The organism is Desulfoluna sp. HI9BLuna, assembly GCF_056829775.1.
Map to the genome: position 1 here is coordinate 2,493,916 of NZ_CP186555.1, position 19,956 is coordinate 2,513,871.

At 60.5% G+C, this 19,956-nt stretch carries 18 protein-coding genes; 2 read left to right on the forward strand and 16 right to left on the reverse strand.

Translation table 11 applies throughout. The features are described 5' to 3' along the window. Positions 1–207 precede the first annotated feature (207 nt). Together ACOYW0_RS10135 and ACOYW0_RS10140 are read left to right on the forward strand one after the other, a co-directional pair. Positions 208–1,002, forward strand: coding sequence for a substrate-binding domain-containing protein (locus ACOYW0_RS10135; protein WP_482418336.1), 795 nt, complete (start codon positions 208–210; stop codon positions 1,000–1,002). A gap of 43 nt (positions 1,003–1,045) precedes the next feature. After that, complete coding sequence (locus ACOYW0_RS10140) at positions 1,046–1,639, forward strand: hypothetical protein (protein ID WP_482418337.1); 594 nt, start codon at positions 1,046–1,048, stop codon at positions 1,637–1,639. A 238-nt stretch (positions 1,640–1,877) separates the two neighbouring features. Here the strand turns inward: ACOYW0_RS10140 and ltrA are convergent, their stop codons facing one another. From ltrA to ACOYW0_RS10220, 16 genes are all read right to left on the reverse strand, one after another. Then, a complete protein-coding gene (gene ltrA, locus ACOYW0_RS10145; RefSeq protein WP_482417693.1) occupies positions 1,878–3,155 on the reverse strand; it encodes a group II intron reverse transcriptase/maturase in 1,278 nt (425 codons plus the stop codon). An 809-nt stretch (positions 3,156–3,964) separates the two neighbouring features. Next, positions 3,965–4,534 (reverse strand): MotE family protein, encoded by a 570-nt coding sequence (locus tag ACOYW0_RS10150; protein ID WP_482418338.1) that lies wholly within the window; start codon positions 4,532–4,534, stop codon positions 3,965–3,967. 7 nt (positions 4,535–4,541) lie between these two features. Continuing rightward, on the reverse strand, positions 4,542–4,997 hold the full coding sequence (gene fliJ / locus ACOYW0_RS10155) for a flagellar export protein FliJ (RefSeq protein WP_482418339.1): 456 nt from the start codon (positions 4,995–4,997) through the stop codon (positions 4,542–4,544). Positions 4,998–5,048: 51 nt separating this feature from the next. After that, entirely contained in the window at positions 5,049–6,371 is a 1,323-nt protein-coding gene (locus tag ACOYW0_RS10160) for a FliI/YscN family ATPase (RefSeq protein ID WP_482418340.1), read from the reverse strand. Beyond that, positions 6,361–7,230 carry a FliH/SctL family protein gene (locus tag ACOYW0_RS10165; RefSeq protein ID WP_482418341.1) on the reverse strand — a complete coding sequence of 290 codons (870 nt, stop codon included), beginning with the start codon at positions 7,228–7,230 and terminating at the stop codon, positions 6,361–6,363. The genes ACOYW0_RS10160 and ACOYW0_RS10165 overlap by 11 nt, the downstream gene beginning before the upstream one ends. Positions 7,231–7,332: 102 nt before the next feature. Continuing rightward, complete coding sequence (gene fliG / locus ACOYW0_RS10170; RefSeq protein WP_482418342.1) at positions 7,333–8,358, reverse strand: flagellar motor switch protein FliG; 1,026 nt, start codon at positions 8,356–8,358, stop codon at positions 7,333–7,335. Between the two features lie 5 nt (positions 8,359–8,363). Continuing rightward, positions 8,364–9,932 carry a flagellar basal-body MS-ring/collar protein FliF gene (gene fliF / locus ACOYW0_RS10175; protein WP_482418343.1) on the reverse strand — a complete coding sequence of 523 codons (1,569 nt, stop codon included), beginning with the start codon at positions 9,930–9,932 and terminating at the stop codon, positions 8,364–8,366. Positions 9,933–10,025: 93 nt separating this feature from the next. Further along, positions 10,026–10,313, reverse strand: coding sequence for a flagellar hook-basal body complex protein FliE (fliE, locus tag ACOYW0_RS10180; protein ID WP_482418344.1), 288 nt, complete (start codon positions 10,311–10,313; stop codon positions 10,026–10,028). 18 nt (positions 10,314–10,331) lie between these two features. Continuing rightward, positions 10,332–10,766 carry a flagellar basal body rod protein FlgC gene (flgC, locus tag ACOYW0_RS10185; protein ID WP_482418345.1) on the reverse strand — a complete coding sequence of 145 codons (435 nt, stop codon included), beginning with the start codon at positions 10,764–10,766 and terminating at the stop codon, positions 10,332–10,334. A gap of 19 nt (positions 10,767–10,785) precedes the next feature. After that, the gene (gene flgB / locus ACOYW0_RS10190; RefSeq protein WP_482418346.1) at positions 10,786–11,169 is read right to left on the reverse strand and encodes a flagellar basal body rod protein FlgB; all 384 of its coding nucleotides are present in this window, start codon (positions 11,167–11,169) and stop codon (positions 10,786–10,788) included. 94 nt (positions 11,170–11,263) lie between these two features. Beyond that, entirely contained in the window at positions 11,264–12,601 is a 1,338-nt protein-coding gene (locus ACOYW0_RS10195) for a sigma-54 interaction domain-containing protein (protein ID WP_482418347.1), read from the reverse strand. Between the two features lie 94 nt (positions 12,602–12,695). Then, positions 12,696–15,149: a tetratricopeptide repeat protein gene (locus tag ACOYW0_RS10200; RefSeq protein ID WP_482418348.1), complete on the reverse strand. Its 2,454-nt coding sequence runs from the start codon at positions 15,147–15,149 to the stop codon at positions 12,696–12,698. A gap of 293 nt (positions 15,150–15,442) precedes the next feature. Beyond that, positions 15,443–16,789: a sigma-54 interaction domain-containing protein gene (locus tag ACOYW0_RS10205; RefSeq protein WP_482418349.1), complete on the reverse strand. Its 1,347-nt coding sequence runs from the start codon at positions 16,787–16,789 to the stop codon at positions 15,443–15,445. 111 nt (positions 16,790–16,900) lie between these two features. Beyond that, positions 16,901–17,275, reverse strand: a complete 375-nt coding sequence (locus ACOYW0_RS10210) for a chemotaxis response regulator CheY (protein WP_092213365.1) — start codon at positions 17,273–17,275, stop codon at positions 16,901–16,903. A 231-nt stretch (positions 17,276–17,506) separates the two neighbouring features. Next, positions 17,507–17,956, reverse strand: coding sequence for a chemotaxis protein CheX (locus ACOYW0_RS10215; protein WP_482418350.1), 450 nt, complete (start codon positions 17,954–17,956; stop codon positions 17,507–17,509). 174 nt (positions 17,957–18,130) lie between these two features. Beyond that, positions 18,131–19,669: an HD-GYP domain-containing protein gene (locus ACOYW0_RS10220; protein ID WP_482418351.1), complete on the reverse strand. Its 1,539-nt coding sequence runs from the start codon at positions 19,667–19,669 to the stop codon at positions 18,131–18,133. Positions 19,670–19,956 lie beyond the last annotated feature (287 nt).

Genomic DNA, 19,956 nt, shown 5'->3' on the forward strand with positions numbered 1-19,956 from the left:
AAAATTATCGAACACTATTTTTATGTTGCGATCGTCGTTCATTTTAAGATACACACCTCATATTCCCTCCCATGGCTGCCCGGCCTGAAATATTTCACTTTACCTCGGGGCAGCATATTCGTATCGTGGTTTTCGGCATTACCAGGAACCGAACAGCTCTTTATGTTTCGATATACAGATCGTCAACCTTCCACTCGGAGAGATGCCATGTCACCCAGGAATAACGCTCTTTTCGTTTTACTCATCGTCCTGTTATGTCTTCTGCCTGCCTCGGTGTCCGCCCAGGGCATGGTCAACGCCAGCTGCTCCTCCCAGATTGCCGAGGCCTTCGGCAAAACCGTCCTCAACGATTTCAAACAGACCACCGGCCTCAATGTCACCCTCCATATCTTCTCCTCCCAGGTGTCCATCAACCGACTGAAAAACGGCTTCTGTGAGCTGGCCGCCTCGGCCCTGCCCCTCTCTCCGGAGGATCGAAAGCAGGGCCTCGTGGCCATCCCCATCTGCAAGGACCCCATGGTGGTCATTGCCTGTACGGAGATTCCGGTGGGGGATCTCTCCCTCACCGAGGTAAGGCGCCTTTTCAGCGGCAACATCCCCAACTGGAATGAGGTGGGGGGACCGGACCTGCCCGTGCGCATCATCACCCCGGTCAAGGAGACCGGGGCCTATGTCAACTTTGTGCGTCAGGCCATGGGCGCGTCCCAGATGAAATTCGATTACCAGGCGGCCCACTCCTCGTCGGCCGTTGAGGCAGTGAGCCACATTCCCGGGGCCCTCTCCTTTGCCACACGCAGCGTCGTGGCCAAATACGACAACGTCAAAATCTTCACCATCGACGGCCTTGAGCCCGGTTCCGAAGATTACCCCTACACGCAGACCTTCTCCCTGGTGACCCGGGGCCAGCCGTCCGGGGTGGTCCGGGAAGTGCTCAATTACACCCTGTCGGAAAAGGCCAGGGCCAACATGACGCGCCGGGGGCTCACCCCCCTTATCCAGTGATCCGTTTGGAAGCCAACCGCCACCAGCGTAACGGGAGAACACCATGTACCTGAAAAGAACCATCGGCCTCATCTGGCTTTCAAGTCTCCTTCTCGCCATGGGGTGCGCCTCGGCCCTGACCATGTCGGCCCCGCGCGTGGAGGAGACCCGCACCGGAGACAAAGGGGTAGGCCAGCGCATCAACGCCGTCTACATGCTCGAAGAAGACGAAGGAATCTACACCCTCACCCGCCAGCCCTACTGCAAAGAGACCATCGAGGAGATCCAGATCTCCCGAAAACGCCCCAGGGGCTTCATCATTGCCCTGTGCGAGCTGCCCCTCTACGGCCTGGGGGCCGTGGACTACCTCATGGCAAAGATCTATGCCAACGCCAGCGAAGAGGAGCTGGGGCGCCTCATGGCCGACTCCGGCGACGTCATCCCCTGCGGGGACGTGGAAAACGCCCCGGGGGAAAAGGTCCTTCTCCAGTTCCCGGATTCCGGGAGGCTCAAAAACCTCCTGACGGACGAAAACGCCGTCATCCAGCTCGACGAATGCTTCAAAAAAAGCTGCCGGGACCTCCAGATCCATGTGTTCGTCAAAAAAGAGAACGACATCCTCTACATCTCAACCATCGACAAAACCTATACGCACTGAACAGGTGACGTTGAGCAAGAAAAGCAGGCCTCCGGCGGCGAGGTGAGCCACCTCGAAAGCTGATTGCCATTGCGCGTTGCCCTTCGTTCCTCAGGGCAACGCGCAATGGCCTTCGGCAGGGCCGCCGGAGGCATGCAAAACCCACAAAATCGAGTAGGGTGAAGCAGAGTGATCAGCTCTGCTTCATCCCTCTCACAGAACCGTGCGTACGGGCCTCGTACACGGCTCCTGTCCAACCTTATCCCAGCATTGGCTGGGGAAGCACTCCCGTCTCTATCTTGTCCATCTGGAACAGTCCGAGTTTTTCAAGCCACTTATTCGATATAGCCCAGTGGCTCAGTTGGCATGCCGCATTTCGCCACGAACTCATCCGGATGTTCTCGAACTCACCGGTGTAGCCCAGTTGCCTGAGTCTGCGGTGAAGCTTTCGAGGTTTCTTCCATAACTTCATCTGGATTGCTCGCAGACGTCTTCGTATCCACCCCATCATCTCCCTGAACCATCCCTTGCAGTTTGCCACTTTAAAGTAGTTGGCAAAGCCCCTAAGAATAGGATTCAGATCATAAATGACTTTCGCAAGATTCACTGGGGTGTTGCGTCGGGTGCACTTCCGGACTTTTTCTTTAAAGGCCTTCTTCCGTTCGGGTTTCACCTGGGTGTACCTCGAACCGATAACCACCCCGAGATACGGTACTCCCTTCCACAGACTCGTTATATGAGTCTTCTTCTGGTTAACCGTCAGCTTTAGCTTCACCTCGAGATAGCCCGTTGCCACTTCCCGTGCTCTTTCTGCCCCTGCCTTGCTCGCTTTGAAGATGACAATATCATCTGCATAACGTGTGATTCGATGCCCCCGTCGCCTCATATACTGATCAAACTTATCCAGATAAATATTGGCTAACAGTGGACTGATGACGCCACCCTGCGGACTACCGACGGTTGTCGGTTCCAGTTCGCCGGAGGTTAACACTCCACCTGTCAGGAACATTCGAATCAAATTCAGGATACTGCGATCTGCTACTTTCTCTCGAACTGCCTGAACAATCAGGTCGTGGTCTAACGTGTCAAAACACTTACTCAAATCCATATCCACAACCCATTTCAGGTTGTAATCGCGCATGAACATCGTTGCTTTGGCGATGGCATCCTGCGCACCTCGACTGGGACGGTACCCATAGCTCGATGGATGGAAGCCCGGGTCGAAGATGGGTTCCAGTATGGTCTTTAACGCCTGTTGGACCACTCGGTCACGAACCGTAGGGATACCGATTTTCCTGATGCCGCCATCCGGTTTGTCGATTTCGACTCGCTTCACAGGAGACGGCAGGTAGCTCTTCCCCTTTAGTTCCATCAGAAGAGATTGGATATTTGTGTCCAGTTCCAAGGCAAAATCTTTGCAGGACTGCCCGTCTATCCCGGGAGCTCCATTCGCCGATTTCACCTTTTTGAATGCCCCTGTAAGTGCCTCTTGATGAAGAAGCCGATCGTAAAGGCTGTACCAGACTCGTTTTCCCATCTCTTCCTCTTGCTTCGCTTCTTCTGTCAGATCGTTCCGGTGATGCGTTTCGAGTCTTCGGCAACGCCTGCCTGCTTTCTATCCGTATTCGGCAATGTACAGCCATCTGCGTCGCTTACTCCGATGAGAGCAGTTTGCTTAAAGAGCCCTGTTCCCAGGGGGACTTCATTACCACTTGCCCGCCTCGTCAGGCGGCTTGTTCTCCGCTCATCTTCACGTTCTGCTTCCAAAGCTTTCGATTAAACTTCACCCCTTCGCAACTGTCGGCGCTTTTGGCTTTCCGGCAGCCTCAACAGTCCATGCTGCTGATCATCTCTGTTTTCTCCTCCACTCCGTTACCGGGCTTCTCAGGCTGAGATTTCATCACTACTACGGGCTCATCTGCCACCCTGCAAAGCATCTCCCCCTCCTTGAGTCTCCTCTTGTCGGGTGATATCTTTTTTTTTTTTTAGAACTCTGCAGGGCTTCCCCGGTTAATTTCCGGTCCCTGTGAACGATCCCATCCTCAATCACTCTTGCAGTCTGTCCGAGTATCGGGCATTGCCTTATTTGGCAGGCTTACCCACTGCACGAGCCGTATCAGGTTCGCTTGCGCTATGTACCGTTCACTCCCTATCGCTTCCTTCAGACCCTTCCGTTACCAGAAACGCCCTTGCGATTAGGATTGATTTCCCCTCGGACGGGGTATCTCTGCTCTCTTTCAAGCAGACGGGGTGCCGGCTTTGCCGGGCAAACCAAAAAAGGCCGTGATTCCCATGGAATCACGGCCTTTTTGCGTTTGGTTTGTCTGAAGTTCACCGATGGGTGTGCTACTCCACCTCCGGCAGGTCGGCTAACGTTTCGGCGAGGCGTTCGCTGATGCGCGCTGCCTTGTCCTTTGCCACATAGGCGAGGATCTTTCCTGCCACGTCCCCTTTGAGGTTCATGAAGAGGCGCTCGGCAATGACGATGTCCATGCTGTCCACGATGGCTGCGGCCTGTTTGGGTTTCATGCTGGAGTAGAGCTTGACCAGCTGCTTGATCTTTTTCTCCTCCTCCAGGCGCTGTGCTTCGTTCACCGCCTTCTCCTTGGCTTCCAGGCGGCTCAGGCTGGTTTCGATCTGACGGCGGAGGGTCTCCAGGGTTTCACGGGTAGCGTCCAGCTCTGTTTTGAGCTCTTTGAGCTTTTTCTCCTCCAGGCGAATGGCCTCTGCCCTGGCTTCCAGGGCAATGCGCTTGGCCTCCAGGCCCCGGAAGAGGATTTCCGGGGTCTCCACCACAGGGGCGGCAGCTTCCTGGCCCTCGGGCGCTTCCCCGTCCTGTGAATCGGCTGCCAGCACAGGACCCCACAGGCTCCAGAAAATCAGCATCCCCACCATCACAACTCTCATTGCCTTCATCACGTCCTCACTCCTGGCCCCGGGCCGTGGCTGCCCGGTGCACCAGTACCGTCTCTTCGTCCAATTTGCGCTGCTCTTCGTCCTGTTCGCGGAAAAACGCGTCACGCTGTCTCTCTTTCAGGGTTTCCATGGCCTTTCGCTCCACCGCGCACTTGGCCAGCTCACTGCGCTTGGCGTCCAGGTACCGCTGGACCTTCTCGGACAGAACCAGCTCTTCCTGCCACCGAACGGCGATGCCCTTGATGTAGGCCTGAACCCCCTGAAGCTCGGCGCCGCTCATGCCGTGGCCCATGCGCCGGGCCAGGTTCTGTTCCACCTCGGCCCGCTCCTCCTCAAGGGCTGTCATCTCCCCCTTGACCCGGGCCAGCTCCTGGGTGAGGGCCCCCACCTCCTGCATCACAAGGCGCTCCTTGTGCTCGCGCAGGGAGAGCACCGACTCTAATTTGAATGTAAATTTTTTCATAAAAAAATAGTGCCTCCGGCGGCCCTGCCGGGAGCTAACCGGTTACCCTCATTACGCCATAAAAAGGGCCTTCAGCCGGTTGAGGGAGACGCCGTAGCTGCACTTCATCTCCACGTTCTGGCGAAGCAGGTCGTCGATCTTGGGCTTTAAGGCAATGGCCTCGTCGATCTGGGCGTTGCTGCCCTGGTTATAGGCCCCGATGGCAATCATGTCTTCGGACTGACGGTAGGTGGACATCAGTCCCTGGAGCCTGCTTCGCAGGGCCAGGTGGTCGGGTCCCACCACGTCGCTTGCCACACGGCTCACGCTGCCCAGTACTTCGATGGCGGGGTAATGGCCCCGGTTGGCCAGGTCCCTGGAGAGGACGATGTGGCCGTCCACGATGGAGCGCACGGTGTCCCCCACGGGGTCGTTCATGTCGTCCCCTTCCACCAGGGTGGTGTAGAACCCGGTGATGGAGCCCTTGCCCTCCACGGCCCCGGCCCGCTCCAGCAGGATGGGGATCTTCACGAAAAATGAGGAGGTGTAACCGCGGTTGGTGGGGGCCTCGCCTGCGGAGAGCCCCACGTCCCGTGAGGACATGGCAAAACGGGTGATGGAGTCGATGATCAGGAGCACGTCCTTGCCCTGGTCCCGGAAGTACTCTGCCAGGGCTGTGGCCTGGTAGGCACCGCGCATACGCACCAGCGGGGGGCTGTCCGAGGTTGCCGCCACCACCACGGCCCGCTTCAGCCCCTCTTCGCCCAGGGTCTTGTCCACAAAATCTTTGACCTCCCGGCCGCGCTCGCCGATGAGACCGATAATGACCACCTCGGCTTCGGTGTAGCGTGTCATCATGCCCATGAGCACGCTCTTGCCCACCCCGGAACCGGCCATGATAGCCACGCGCTGGCCCCGTCCCACCGGGGTCATGAGGTTGATGGCAGAGATCCCCACGTCCAGGAACTCCTCCACGGGCCGTCGTTCCATGGGGTTGATGGGTTTGCCGTAGAGAGGGTAATCCACACAGGGCCCCAAAGGCCCCTTGCCGTCGATGGGGTGGCCCAGGCCATCCACCACCCGGCCCAGAAAGCCGTCTCCCACGCTGGCGGCGGGCTCGGATTCAGACAGGCGGATGCGGTCGCCCTCGCACACCCCGGCGATATCGCCGTAGGGCATGATCACCACGCGGCCTTCCCGGAACCCCACCACCTCCCCTGCCAGGGCTCTACCCGAAGCGGTGAGGATGGTAACCAGGCTGCCGATGCCCGCCTTGAGGCCCCGGCCTTCCACCACGAGCCCCAGGACCTGCTCTACACGGCCTTCCGACGAAAAGAGACGCGTCTGGCGGGCCGCCTCTTCCATGATCTTCCAGACCCCGTGGTCATACGCCACCCGACACCTCCCCGGGGTCGCCCATGGAGATGCCCGCGGCTTCGCCCACGCGGGAGAGGACCTCATCCAGGCGTTTTCTGGCGTGGGTTTCCAGCCACCCGTTATCGCTCTCCAGGCGCACCTCGCCTTCGTCCACCACCCCGTCCGGGAGAATGGTGATCTCCTGGAGGTTGGCCACACGCTGAAAAAGGTCGCCCCTCAGGCGTTCCACTGAATCAAAGTCATCGGGATTCACGCGCACGGTACAGGTCCCGGGATTCTCCAGGGCTGCCAGGGCTTCCACCAGGGAGCGGGCTGCCATTTCATCGTCCCGGTCTGCCTTGGCCAGGGCCACTTTTTCCGCCACCACCAGGGCCAGGCGGACGATCTCCTCCTCCCGGTTTTCACAACTCTTGCGCCACGCACCTTCAAAGCCCAGGATCAGGTTTTCAAGGCGCACCAGCATCTCCATGGCCCGCTCTTCGCCTTTGCTGAAGCCTTCGCGCTCGCCCTTCTCAAAGCCCATCTCAAAGGCCTGGCGCTCCACCTCAAAAAGGCCGGAGTCCTCGGCGGGGGCGGCAGCTGGGGCTGCCTCTTCATCACCGGCTTCCACATCGGCGGTGTCGGGCTCAGGGGGCGGTTCAGGGGCAGGCGGGGGCGTCGGTGCGGCCGGGGCCGGGGGAGGCTCCGGCGCTTCGGGGGCAAAGGGGGCTTCTCCGGTCTCCACCGGCTCGTCCCCTTCGGGGTTGGGCTCTTCCTGTTTGAACTCCAGGCGGTGGAAATTCTGCACCCCTCCGCCACTCTCCCCACTGGGTACCGTTGATGTTTCAAACGCTCCGGAGGAGACCCCCACCAGGGGGCGAAACCCGTTTTCCGTCATACCGTCTCCCAACCAGCCCGGTACCCCGGGCAAACCATTCAAACTCACACTGCCTGGTGCGTGTCAGTTCCTGCGCCAACGCGGCTGCGGACACCTTCTGGGTTACACCAGGATATCGTCTTTGCCTTTTCCGGCCAGGGTAATGGTGCCCTCGGCCTCCAGGTCCTTGGCCGCCTGGACCACGGCCTGCTGGGCCCCCTCCACCTCGGAGAGTTTCACCGGCCCCATGACCTCCAGATCTTCCAGGATCATCTCGGCGGCCCGTGAAGAGAGGTTGCCGAGGATCTTGTTCTTCATGTCTTCGCTGGCGGTCTTCAGGGCAATGGTGAGCTGAGCTCCCTCCACCCGCTTGAGCACCTCGCGCATGCCGCGATCGTCCACGCCCACGAGGTCTTCGAAGACAAACATCATGTCCCGGACGTTCATGGCCATCTCCATGTCCTCTTCCTCGATCATCTCCATGACGGTGTCCTCGGTTGCCTTGTCCACGCCGCCGATGATGTCCACCAGCACCTGGAGTCCGCCCACTTTGCCGCCGGAGCTGACCATGTTCTTGAGCTCGTCTTTGAGGGCGCCGTCCACGTCCCGGACGATCTCCTCGGGGATCTGCCCGATGCGGGCCACCCTTAAGGCAACGTCCCCTTTCATATCCTCGGGAAAGGAGATCAGCACATCTGCGGCAATGTCCGGGGGCAGATGGGCCATGATCATGGCGATGGTCTGGGGATGCTCCAGGAGCAGGGCCGTGGAAAGGGAAGCCACGTTGACGTCCCGGCTCCAGCCAAAGGGTTTGTCCCGCTGCAGGGCCTCGATCTCTTTGAGGATCTCTTCGGCCCGGTCCGCAGGCAGGGTGTTTTTGATGACGTTTCGGAGGAAGTCCCCGGACTCCACCATCAGCTTGGTGTCCCCTTCGAAGAGCTCAATAAACTCGTTGGCCACGGCAGCCAGGTCTTCGGGCAGGATCTCCCGGATCTGGGTCATGGTGGTGGCCACCAGCCGGATCTCGGCGTCGTTTAATTTCTTGAAGACCTCGGCGGCCCGGCCTTCCCCCAGCGAGAGAAGAAAAATGGCGGCCTTCATGGGGCCTGTCATGGCCTTGTCCCCTTTTTGTGCGTTTTCTGCAGGCATTGTCCCTACTCCTCCCCCAGCCAGCCTTTAATAATGTTGGCCGCTTTATCCACGTCTTCACGCACCAGGCGCATGGCACGCTCCTGGGGCGTACCGTCCCGAAGTACACCCTCTGCCTGGGCATCCCCACCGATGGAGACGGTGACTCCGTCGTCATCCTCATCGAAGATGTCGTCCTCCTCCTTCTGGTTCACCTCACGCAGGGTGCGGATCAGGGGCCGCACCACAAAGAGAAAGACCAGGAGGATGGCCAGGAGGTTGAGCCCCAGCTTGCCGTAATCGTCCACCAGCTTGTCCACACCGGTGGCAGGGGGCTGTTCCAGCTCCCAGTCGTCGTCCATGGTAAAAGGCATGGACTCCACCGAGACCTGGTCTTCCCGGTCCGCGCTGTAGCCCATGGCCTGGCGCACGATGGTGGTAAAAAGCTTCATCTCTTCGGCGCTCCTGGGAACGTACTTGCGGCTCCGGGTGCCGTCTTCGGCGATCTCCGTGGTGTAGGTACCGTCTAAAACCGCGGCCACGGAGATGCGCATCACCTCGCCCAGGGGGCGGGTGGTGCGGCGGGTGGTACGGCTGATTTCATAGTTGACCGTGTCGTCGTTGCGCTGCTTGCTCTCGGTTTTTCGGTTGGGATCCAGGTCGGCCAGGGGGTTGACGCTGGAGATCTTGTCCGGCCCGACATTGCTCTTGTCGCTCTTTTCAGCGACGTTCTGGCGGCTGCGCACCACCTGCCCGTCCGGATCAAAGAGCTCTTCGCTCACGTCCACCCGGGAAAAATCCATGTCCACGGTAACGCGCACGATGCACTTGCCCTGGCCCACGATGCGCTCCAGCATACTCTGGATGCGCTGGGTCACGTTCCGCTCGTAGGCAAGCTTGTAGGAGAGCTGGGAATTGAGGAGCTGCTTGTCTGCATCCTCGGGGGTACCGCTGGAGAGGATCTTGCCCCGGGAATCCACCACGGTGACCCGATCCGGGGTGAGGTCTTCCACGGAGCTTGCCACCAGGTGCACGATGGCCTCCACCTGGCTCTGGGGCAGGGTCTTGCGCAACTTGAGAAGCACGGAGGCCGACGGGGGTTTGGACTCTTCCACGAAAACAGAATCCTTGGGCATAACGATGAGGACGCGGGCATCCCGCACCTCCTCGATCTCCCGGATGGTCCGGGCCAGCTCCCCCTGGAGGGCCCGCTGAAAGTTCAGCTTCTGGACAAACTCGGTGGTGCCGAACTCGGTCTTGTTGAAGATCTCAAAGCCCACGCCGGAGCCCTTGGGCAGGCCCTCGGCGGCCATGGAGAGACGCAGGTCGTAGAGCTTGTCCGCGGGCACGGAGATACCGGAGCCACCGGATTCCAGCTTGTAGGGGATCTTGAGTTCCTTGAGGCGGGTCACCACCTGGGAGGCGTCTTCCGGAGAGAGACCGCGGTACAGGGAGCGGTACTCCACCATGTTGCTCCAGAGAATAATCCCGGCAAAGAGGCTGATGACCACAAAAAGGAGGGCGCCCACCGCAATTTTGCGGGAGAGGGGCATCTTGGCGAGAACGTCACGGATCTGTTGAAAAAACTGAAACACCTGCAGGTTACCTCATGGCAGACAGCGTAAATCGAGCTCCTCGGTCCATCGGAAGATGCGTCACGGGAGGGGGAATAAGACAACGGGCAGGAACTACACCTGCATTTTCATCACATCGTTGTAGGCGGAGATCACCTTGTTGCGCACCTGGAGCAGGGCCTTCATGGCAATGTCCGCTTCCTGGAGGGCCAGCATCCCTTCGTGGATGCCTTTCTTGCCGGAGACCACCTGCTGGGCGGCGCTGTCGGCGTCCTGCTGCTTGGTATTGACCTCGGCCAGGGCGCCCTTGAAGCGCTCTTCAAAGGAGGGGCCGTTTCCCACCCGGTTTTCAGCCGCAGGCTGCGGGGTGGAGACGCCTTGTGTGAGCTGGGTAATCTTCATGGTATCACCTGTCTCCTATCAGCGCCCGATCTCAAGGGCCTTCATGATCATGTTTTTGGAGTTTTCCACGGCCGTGGCGCTGGCGTCGTAGGAACGCCTGGCCACCATCATGTCCGCCACCTCGGAGAGGACATCCACGTTGGGCATCTTCACGTACCCCGTCTCCGGGTCGGCGTCCGGGTGCTCGGGGTTGTACTCCAGGCGGTAGTCCTCGGGGGAGCTGACGATCTCCGTCACCTTCACGGCGTCACCCCGGGCCATTTCCCGGGCGAAGACGTCATCGAAGCTTTGGGGCTCCTCTTTTTCAAAGACCACCATCTTGCGACGGTAGGGCCCGCCCTCGGCGGTGCGGGTGGTCTCGGAGTTGGCGATGTTTTCCGCCACCACGTTCATCTTGGTGCGGTGGGCCGTAAGGGCCGAACTGCTGACTTTAATGGCTCCCAGAAGATCCATGGTCATTCCCCCTCAAGTGTTATTTCACGCCTTCGCCGATGGCATCCCGAAGGGTGGCCACCTTGCGCATCATCATCTCCACGGTGGAGCGGTACCGGATGTTGTTCTCCACCAGCCGGGACATCTCCCGGTCCAGATCCACGGGCGCGTCTTCCTCCATCTCGGCGTCAAAGGCCCCTGCGGGGCGACCCTGGAGGTGTTTCTCGTGGGTCCGGTCCAGGGGGCCGCCCCCCCGGGTCAACTCCATCTCCAGGGCTTTCTGGAAGTCCAGGTCCTTGGCCTTGTACCCCACCGTGTCCATGTTGGCAATGTTGCCCGTGATGAGGTTATGGCGCCGTGCGGAGACATCCATGGCCTTGCCGAGCATGGCGTAGGTGCTGTCGATGGGTAAGTCGCGTGACATGATGGTCCGGCCTCTTTTGTGGTGATGGGTTGTCCACTGGCGCGTGAGCGCCCTTTACGTTTCTGAGGGAGAATTCAATGCAACATCCGTGCCTTTACGGAATTTCGGAACCGTCGGCACGGTATTCGTTCAATTTGTTCCTTAAGGTCCGCACGCTGATCCCCAGGATCCGGGCTGCGTGGGTCCGGTTGCCGCCGGTCTGCTCCAGGGTGTCGAAGATCACCATACGCTCCACCTCACGCAGGGGCGCGCCCTTGAAATCACGGGACATACTCGCGTCAGGAGCTGCAGCGGGCTGGGGCATCTCCCCCTCCTCGAACCAGAGGGTCTCGGCCCCGATGGTCTCCCCATCGGCCAGAAGCACGGCGCGGTGAATCAGGTTCTCCAACTCCCGCACGTTGCCGGCAAAGGGGTAGTTTCGCAGGCGGTCCACGGCGTCGGATGTCAAATTTTTGACGGCACGCCCGTCCTGGGCGCTGAACCGCGCCATGAAATGACGGGCCAGGGCTTCGATGTCTTCCTGCCGCTCCCGGAGCGGGGGAATCTTGACGGGGATGACGTTGAGCCGGAAGTAAAGGTCTTCCCGGAACAGCCCCTGCTCGATGGCCTCTTTTAAGTCCCGGTTGGAGGTGGCCACCACCCGCACATCCACGGAAACCGGCGAGGTCCCGCCCAGGCGATCCACCTCTTTCTCCTGGATGGCCCGCAGCAGCTTGGCCTGGAGAATCACGGGCATCTCCGTGATCTCGTCCAGGAGCAGGGTCCCCCCCTGGGCCAGCTCAAATTTTCCGGCCTTTCGGGAGGTGGCGCCGGTAAAGGCGCCCTTTTCATGACCGAAAAGCTCGCTCTCCATGAGGCTCTCGGGCAGGGCCGCGCAGTTCACCGCCACAAAGGGGCCGCCGCCCCTGCGGCTCTTGCCGTGCACGTACCGGGCAATAAGTTCCTTGCCCGTGCCGCTCTCTCCTGTGATGAGGACCGAGGCCGAGCTGTCGGCCACCCGATCCAGCATGGAGAGCAGGGCCTCCATGCGCGGGTTGCAGGTGACGATGCGGGTCTTTCCGGCCACCCGTCCCCGGCCCGCGGCCGAGGCAGCCACCCGGGCGTCGGCCAAAAGGGCAATCTGTTCCGGGCTCACCGGGGCCATGAGGCAATCCCGGGCCCCCTCTTTCATCCAGGCCACGGCAAGGGCAGCGTCCGGGGTGTCCATCACCACCACGGCTTCGGGCCCCTCCTCCTCGGCGGCCAGGGCCGCAAGAAAGGGGGTGAGGCCATGACCCGCGGACGGGGCATGGACCACCACCAGGTCGTGATGACCGGCCGCAAGCTCCGACACATGGGGGAGCTCCGGCACGCGATCCAGGACGTGGCCCTTTGTTTCCAGGACGGGGCCCCACTCCCGGCTTCGGGAGAGCCCCTGATCAACCAATAACACCCGGCACGCTGCCATGTCCTTCCCTTCGTCTTCTCAACACATCTGCATCTGTCGGCCCCAGAAGGCCAACCGGTTTAAATCGTTGCCGGTGGGATCAGCGATCCCCCCCAAGGCGTTTGTCGAGCTCCATGGCCCGGAGCCTCTCCGTGGCCATGCCGCTCCAGAACTCGTCGTCCGAGGTTGAAACGGCCCGGTAAAGGACCATGGCACGGCTTGTCTCGCCCCCTTTGGCCAGGGCATCGGCCCGTAAAAAGCGAAGCTCTTCGCCGGAGACCTCTTCACCGGCATATTTTTCCGCCCCGGCAAAGGCGGTTACCGCCTTCAGGTACTGGCCCAGCTTCATCTCCAAATCGCCCAGACGGCGGTACGCCGCGTAGAGATCATCCGACGGCACGGGGTCGCCGGCTTCCAGGAGGGGAATCGCCTTGTTGAGACGAGCCGCAGCTCCGGCGTGGTCCCCCAGGTCTTCCCGGCACCGGGAGAGCCAGACCTGGGCCTCAGCCCCCTCGCCGAAGCTCAGGCTTTTTTTGAACAGCACCTCGGCCTGCTCCAGCTCACCGGCCTCGTAGAGGATGCGTCCCAGCCGCAGGGAGGATTCTCCCTGGCCCGGAGCCTTGGGGTACCGCTCCAGGTAGCGGGTAAAAATGGTTTGCGCCTCTTTCTTGCGCCCGCCCTCGTCCAGGGCCTGCCCCAGCTGGAAGTAGAGCCCGGCCAGACGTTCCTCCCCCGACCACTTGAGCCGCTTCATGGACAGGACAATGGCGCGCTCCAGCTCCTTGGCGGCGCTGCCGTAGAGATGGGCTGTCATAAAAGCCTCTCCGGCCAGGAGAAAGATGTCGGGGTTCTCCAGCTTGTGCAGGAGACGCCGCTCCTTTTCAAAAAAAGCGATGAGATCCACGTACCGGCCCTCGGCCATGAGCCCCTTGAAGTGGCCCAGAACGGCCTGCTCGGCCCGGGCGTAGGCTTCCGCCCGCAGGCCCCCGGCACCGACCTCCAGCAGTTTTTTCACCATGGCAACGCTGGCCTCGTGCTCACCGGCCTCATCGTAAAGGGACGCCATGCGCAGCATGGAGAGGCGCGCCAGGGGATGTTCGGGAAAATCATCGATGACCTGGGTGTAGAGGGCCTCCTTCTCCTTTCGGTCCGGAAGCTGCTCAGCCAGGCGGACCAGGGCCGTCACATAGCCTTCCCCTTCGGTGTAGCGTTCGATGACCATGCGGAAAAAGGCCTTGGCGCGGTCCGGGCGGCCGTCGTCCAGCCAGCTCTCCCCCACGCTCTCAAGGGCCATGTCCGCGCCTTCGGCATCGGGAAAGAGGTTGGCAAACTGCACCAGGTAGCGGCGCGCCACCTCGCGATGCCCCGCCCTCAAGGCAGCCTGGCCGCCGTAAAGGAGAAGGTCCGGGTCCTGCCACACCGCCTCTTCGCTCTTTGCCATGAGGGTCTCGAAGAGGGCCTGGCTTTTGGCAAAATCCCCCACGTCATAGAGGACCAGGGCCATCTCCTTTCGAGCCTCGTCGGCAAAGGCCAGGGACTCGCCCAGATCCGTCACGGTCTTGAGCATGGGCAGGGCTTCCACGGCGCGGTCCGTGCGACGCAGGAGCTTTGCCAGGCGAAACGCCGTGTCCGGCGCCCCGGTAAAGCCGATGTGGTCTTCCAGGACCACACGAAAGTACCCTTCGGCCATGCCGTGATCCCCCAGGGCCGCATAGGTGCTTCCCAGCATGGAGAGGGCATAGGGCAGGTACGGGGAGTCCGGGTACCGGCTGATAAAATCGTTGATGCGGGCCGGAAGCGAGACAAACCCGTCCTGATGACGGCTGCTCTCCGCGGAGCGGAAGGCACTGAGCACCCGGAGGATCTCAAGGCCCTCGGCACACCCCCGGGGCATGTCCGAAAGCTTCAGGCTCTTGGCCGCTTCCTGTTCGGCGCGCCGATACGCGCCGCTCTGCATGAGGGTCAGGATACGATCCATGCCGTCCCCCTCCCGGCAAAGGGTGCTTTTCACCTCCAGCAGCAGGTCGTCCACGGTGCCGGAAAACCCCTCCCGGGCCACGAGATGGGTCTCTTCGGCGCGGGAACCGGCCGGGGCCGGAATGCGTCCGAGGACCCGCTCCGGTGTGAGGACATCGGCCGGGCGCTTGACGCTACGGGGCGCCTTGCTCCGGAGGGTCTCCTTCAGGGAGAGCAGGATCACGAGGCGCGACCCCGTCCATCCGTGCTCCATGGCCAAAATGGGGTCAGCCGTCCGCACCAGCAGGGTGGTGACCGACGGCGTCCGGCGCCGAACCGCAACCTCTATGGGCCCGGGTCCCGGCAGCAGGCTCTCGGAAACGGTGGCGTCTTTCAGGGCAATGAGCAGTTCATGGTCGTCGATCTTCACCACTTTGGCGGCCACGGGCTCCGAAACGGTGAGCTCCACGCGATCCGGTGCCCGGAAAACCTTCACCCGGGTCACCTCCACCGCCATGGCCTGTCCCCACGCCATCAACACAAGGGCTGCCGCCGCCCATGGAATCCATCTGCCCTGCCGTTTTGGGAATGCCGTCATCGTCAACTCCTTCGTGGTCCCTTGTGATTCCCCGCCGGATGCACATCTGGCGCAGCCGGTCGTCCATGGGTTTTGCAACCCCTGTGCCAGAAGGCCCAGACAGGCCGTAACCGTGGGAAAGCACGGCAAAATGCCGTTAATTCGGAGTCGGAACCCCTCTGAAAAGAGGCGGTAAGCGAGCTGGACAGGCGCCAAGAATTTGACAGGGCAGGACAGGGGAAGTCGCACGGGTAAGGCCCGGTGCCGCAAGGGGCACCCGAACCGCGGAGAGGAGCATGCCGACACAAAACGGCCTACACAGCAGAGGAGGTCGACCCCTCTTCAATCTTCATCTTTTTGATCTTCTCCACCAGGGTGGTCCGCTTCATGTTGAGAAGCTCAGCCGCTTTGGCCTTCACCCAGTTGGATTCGTTCAGGGCTTGAAGAATCAGGGATTTCTGGTGCTGCTCCACGGACTCCTGAAAGTTGACTCCGTGGCGCACGTCACAAAAGAGGGCCGCGCCCTGGGGGGCACCGCCGTCGGAAAGCTCTGCGGTGAAGTGATCGGGCAGGTCCTCCACGTCCACGATGTTGCCGTCCACCAGCACGGAAAACCGCTCCACCAGGTTCTCGAGTTCACGGACATTGCCGGGCCAGTCATAGGCCGTCATGGTCTCCATGGCCTCGGGGGAGAAACTCTTTTTCTCCATGCCGGTGCGGCGCGCCAGCTTGTCCATGAAATGCTCTGCAAGAAGGGGGATGTCGCTTCGCCGCTCACGCAAGGGGGGCATGATCACGGGAATCACGTTGAGACGGTAGTAGAGGTCTTCGCGGAACGCTTTCTGCTCCACGGCCAGGGCGAGGTCTTTATTGGTGGCTGAAATGATGCGGATGTCCACGTGGATGGAGCGCGTGGCCCCCACCCGCTCAAAGCACTTCTCCTGGATGGCCCGGAGAAGCTTCACCTGGAGGTCGGGGCTCATGTCCCCGATCTCATCGAGGAAGATGGTGCCTCCGTCGGCCAGCTCGAACCGGCCCGGCCGGGCCCTGTGGGCGCCGGTAAAGGCCCCTTTTTCATGGCCGAACAGCTCGCTCTCCAGAAGTTCTCCGGGAATGGCGCCGCAGTTGATCACCACCAAAGGGGCGTTGCGCCGGGGGCTGTTCCGGTGGATGGCACGGGCGATGAGCTCTTTGCCCGTCCCGCTCTCCCCGGTGATCAGCACGGTGCTGTCGGTGGTGGCAACCTTGTTGGCCACCTTCAGGACCCGCCGAATGCCCTCGCTCTCTCCGATGAGGCCCCGGCTGTCAAAACCCGTTGCAGCGGATGCGCCCGGGGCGGCAAGGGCCATGGAGCGGCAGGCATCCACCAGCTCGTCCGCGCCCACCCCGTCGTCCAGATGCAGGGTGTTGCCATAATCGGGTTCCGGGCCCTTGCCCACAAGGATAAGGGGCGGTTCACCGCATCGTTTCAGGAACAGGGAGAGGGCCGAAGCGTCGCTTTCGGACAGGTGCGAGGCCACAACGGCCCCGTAGCCGGAGTCGCCGGACACCTCTGTGGCTGCCGTCAATTCCGGCGCCGACTCGATCTTGAGGTCGCAATTGGAAAGCATCCCCATAAGCAGAGAGCTGTTCAGCTCTCCTTTTATGAGTACTTTGATCATCCTGGTGTCCGCCATGATTGCTACGGTCCTATCTTACTGCATTCGGTCGTGGAAGTGGGTTATTACGCAAAGCCAAGGGAAGGGGAGATAACGAGGGGACACCCCGGTTGTCTATCCAATTATTTTGCCCAGCTTGTCTGCGATGGCCTCAGCCGTAAACGGCTTCACCACATAGTTTGATACACCCGCCTGCACCGCTTCGATGACGTTCTGTTTCTGGGCTTCGGCGGTCACCATAAGAAAAGGGATATCTTTATAAACGGGATCGGAACGCACCAGTTTCAGCAGATCAAGACCCGTCATCTTGGGCATGTTCCAATCCGAAATAATCAGGTCAAAGCTGCCCCGCTTCAACTCCTCCAGCGCCGTGGTCCCATCATCGGCTTCCGTGATGTTGGTGTACCCCAGTTGCTTGAGGATGTTTTTCATGATTCGGCGCATGGTGGCAAAATCATCAACAACAAGGATCTTCAAGGATGTACTCATTTCCCGATCTCCATCGATCTCTAACGCGACCCCACCGTCCCTTCAAGGGGTATCCTCATGACGGTACCCAAGGGTTCTCTAATCTCATGGCCCACAGGACGGTCTCTCCTGTTCGAGACACAACACCGGATGATGGCGCCTCGTCGAGGCGGTTCCAAAATCTATCCCACACGGGCCTGCCTCACCCTAACAGATAGCACCTGCGACACAAATCCACAACAGGCGCTTTCGTTAACATTCAAGGCAAACTTCTATGGTAAATTCCCCTCCGTCGGTTGTAAAGGGGATAGCGATCTTCGGCCCGTCGGAGTAATGGGTGATGGCATGGCCCCGCCCGCTCACCACCGAAGGGATCGAAGCGTGAAACACCCGACCGTTCTCTTCCATCTCACGCCGTGCCTGACCCGAGATCATGTTGATGATCTCACCGACGGCATCGGACACCTCATGGGACAATTCGGTGATCTCCTCACCGAACATGTTGGAGACCACCCGAAGGATACTTCCCTCGTCAAAGGTCACGGCAATGGTGCCGTTGGTCTCCCCCGTCAATCCGATGATCCCGGTGACGTCCCCCGTGGCCCGGTCGTCCTTCTTCAGGTAGGGTGCTCCCGCCTTGCAGCTGACAAAGGCCATGGTCTCCAAGACATTGGAGGTGGCGTGAATAAATGGGTTGATCACATTTGCATCCATAACGCACTCACTCGTCCGTCGGGCCTTTCGGCCTGGTTCGCTCGTTTGGTGTCTTCCCCCCCAAGCAGATCAGGGGCCAAAGACGTCATGCGTCCCCGGGGCTGCCCCAGGTCCGCCGAGCCGCACCCGCCCTGAGCAAAGGCGCCGCAGCACATACCCGTGTCACTCTTTTTTCACCGTGCCCTCAAGGCCGCCGCTACGCACCACCTTGAGGTAGGCGTCCACCACCCTGGGGTCGAACTGGCCCCCGGCCCCGTCCCGGATGATGGCCGTGACCTTGTCCAGAGGCATCTTCCGGCGATAGGCCCTGTCCGAGGCCATGGCATCGAAGGCATCGGCCACGGACAGGATCCGGGCCAGAAAGGGAATGGCCACCCCGCGCAGGCCCTCGGGATAGCCCTGACCGTCAAACCGCTCGTGGTGGTGACGGATAATCTGCGCCTCCCGGTCCCAGAGACCGAGCTGGCCCACGATGTCGGCCCCGATGTCGGGATGCTCTTTGATCTTTTCAAACTCTTCGTCCGTCAGGCGCCCGGGCTTTAGGAGTATTGCATCTCGAATCCCTATCTTTCCTATGTCGTGGAGCCGTCCGGCAAAATTCAGGACATCGAGTTCCTCTTTCGTGCACCCCAGCTCCGAGCCCAGGAGAATGGCCAGCTCCGCCACCCGGTTGGAGTGCTGGTTGGTGTAGGAATCACGGGCCTCCACCGCCTTGACAAAGGCGGACAGGGTGGAGAAAAGATTGTCGTAGATGTTCTCGTATAGGGCCACGTTTTCCACGTTGCCCGCAGCCTTCTGGGTCATGAAATTCAGATGGTAGACATCTTTTTCGGAAAAATGGCGCGCTTCGTCCAGGTGGCAGGTCACCAGCACCCCCAGGCTCTTGGCCCGGATCTTCAAGGGCACCAGCACCACGGAACTCATGGGGGCCTTCATCTCCCGGAGCCTGGAGCTGTGGGAGATAAGGGTGGGGACCCCTTCCAGGGCCACCTCCCGAATGAGCGTTTCAAGCTCGCCGCCGTAGCGGGCAAGGCCGTCCAGGGCGATGCGGGCCCCGTTGGAACCGGTGGCCGCCATCTCAAAGGGGGTGTCCACGGACTCGCTCACGATAAAAAACCGGGAGGACTCTGCGCCGGTGATGTCCACAGCCGACTCCGTGGCCTTCTTGAAAAGCTCCTCGCTGGAACTGATGGCAGAAAAGTCATCCATGATGCGGTTCATGATGTTGAGCTCTTCCACCTTGCCCACAAGCTCGGAGTTCAGGGACTCCAGCCGCTCCTTGCCCTCCACCTCCTTGGCCAGGAGCAGGTTCTTCAAAAAGAGCTCCCGCTCCCTGAAGACACGGTTGACGCACAGCTCCATCTGCTCGAGCTTCACCGGCTTGATGAGAAAATCAACAACCCCGTTTTTCAGGGTGGAGAGGGTGTTTTCCAGGGAGGGAAACCCTGTCATGACCACCACGGGAATAGAGACATCCTTCTGGCGAATGTGCTCGGCAAGCTCCAGGCCGTCCATGCCCGGCATGTTGATGTCGGTAAAGCAGCAGTCCACCTGGTGCGAGGCCAGGACTTCCAGGGCCTGATGGCCGTTGCCCGCCGTCAACACCTGGTACCCCTTGTGCCTGAAGTATTCCCCGGTGATGTCGAGAATGCTCTCCTCGTCATCCACAAAAAGTATCGTTTCTTTTCCGCGTTCCGTCATCTGCTGCTTACCAATGGCATGGGATCATCGACGAATGGCATGGAGAGCCGCCGTGTGGCCGTGGGACAGGGACCGCAAAAAAGCACCGCAGAAATGCCGGCGCTCAGGTGAGTCCCTTTCCGGAGAGCCGAAGCCGTCAAACGGGGCAAGCTGCCTTCATTTTTGCAGGCTTCGGTCCTTTGTGGTACATCATCATAGATCATTTTATAGGCCTTTGCAAAAACTAACCCGATTTAATGCCGTTGCACAGAGCGGGCGCGCCATCTTCGGCCCTTTCCCCCTCCGCA

Coding starts and splice junctions, on each gene's coding strand:
- ACOYW0_RS10150 (WP_482418338.1), bottom strand. CDS start 4,534: ATGAAGGCAATGAGAGTTGTGATGGTGGGGATGCTGATTTTCTGGAGC.
- flgB (WP_482418346.1), bottom strand. CDS start 11,169: ATGTCACGCGACTTACCCATCGACAGCACCTACGCCATGCTCGGCAAG.
- ACOYW0_RS10205 (WP_482418349.1), bottom strand. CDS start 16,789: ATGATCAAAGTACTCATAAAAGGAGAGCTGAACAGCTCTCTGCTTATG.
- flgC (WP_482418345.1), bottom strand. CDS start 10,766: ATGGATCTTCTGGGAGCCATTAAAGTCAGCAGTTCGGCCCTTACGGCC.
- ltrA (WP_482417693.1), bottom strand. CDS start 3,155: ATGGGAAAACGAGTCTGGTACAGCCTTTACGATCGGCTTCTTCATCAA.
- fliG (WP_482418342.1), bottom strand. CDS start 8,358: ATGCCTGCAGAAAACGCACAAAAAGGGGACAAGGCCATGACAGGCCCC.
- fliE (WP_482418344.1), bottom strand. CDS start 10,313: ATGAAGATTACCCAGCTCACACAAGGCGTCTCCACCCCGCAGCCTGCG.
- ACOYW0_RS10140 (WP_482418337.1), top strand. CDS start 1,046: ATGTACCTGAAAAGAACCATCGGCCTCATCTGGCTTTCAAGTCTCCTT.
- fliJ (WP_482418339.1), bottom strand. CDS start 4,997: ATGAAAAAATTTACATTCAAATTAGAGTCGGTGCTCTCCCTGCGCGAG.
- ACOYW0_RS10220 (WP_482418351.1), bottom strand. CDS start 19,669: ATGACGGAACGCGGAAAAGAAACGATACTTTTTGTGGATGACGAGGAG.
- ACOYW0_RS10200 (WP_482418348.1), bottom strand. CDS start 15,149: ATGACGGCATTCCCAAAACGGCAGGGCAGATGGATTCCATGGGCGGCG.
- ACOYW0_RS10210 (WP_092213365.1), bottom strand. CDS start 17,275: ATGAGTACATCCTTGAAGATCCTTGTTGTTGATGATTTTGCCACCATG.
- ACOYW0_RS10135 (WP_482418336.1), top strand. CDS start 208: ATGTCACCCAGGAATAACGCTCTTTTCGTTTTACTCATCGTCCTGTTA.
- ACOYW0_RS10165 (WP_482418341.1), bottom strand. CDS start 7,230: ATGACGGAAAACGGGTTTCGCCCCCTGGTGGGGGTCTCCTCCGGAGCG.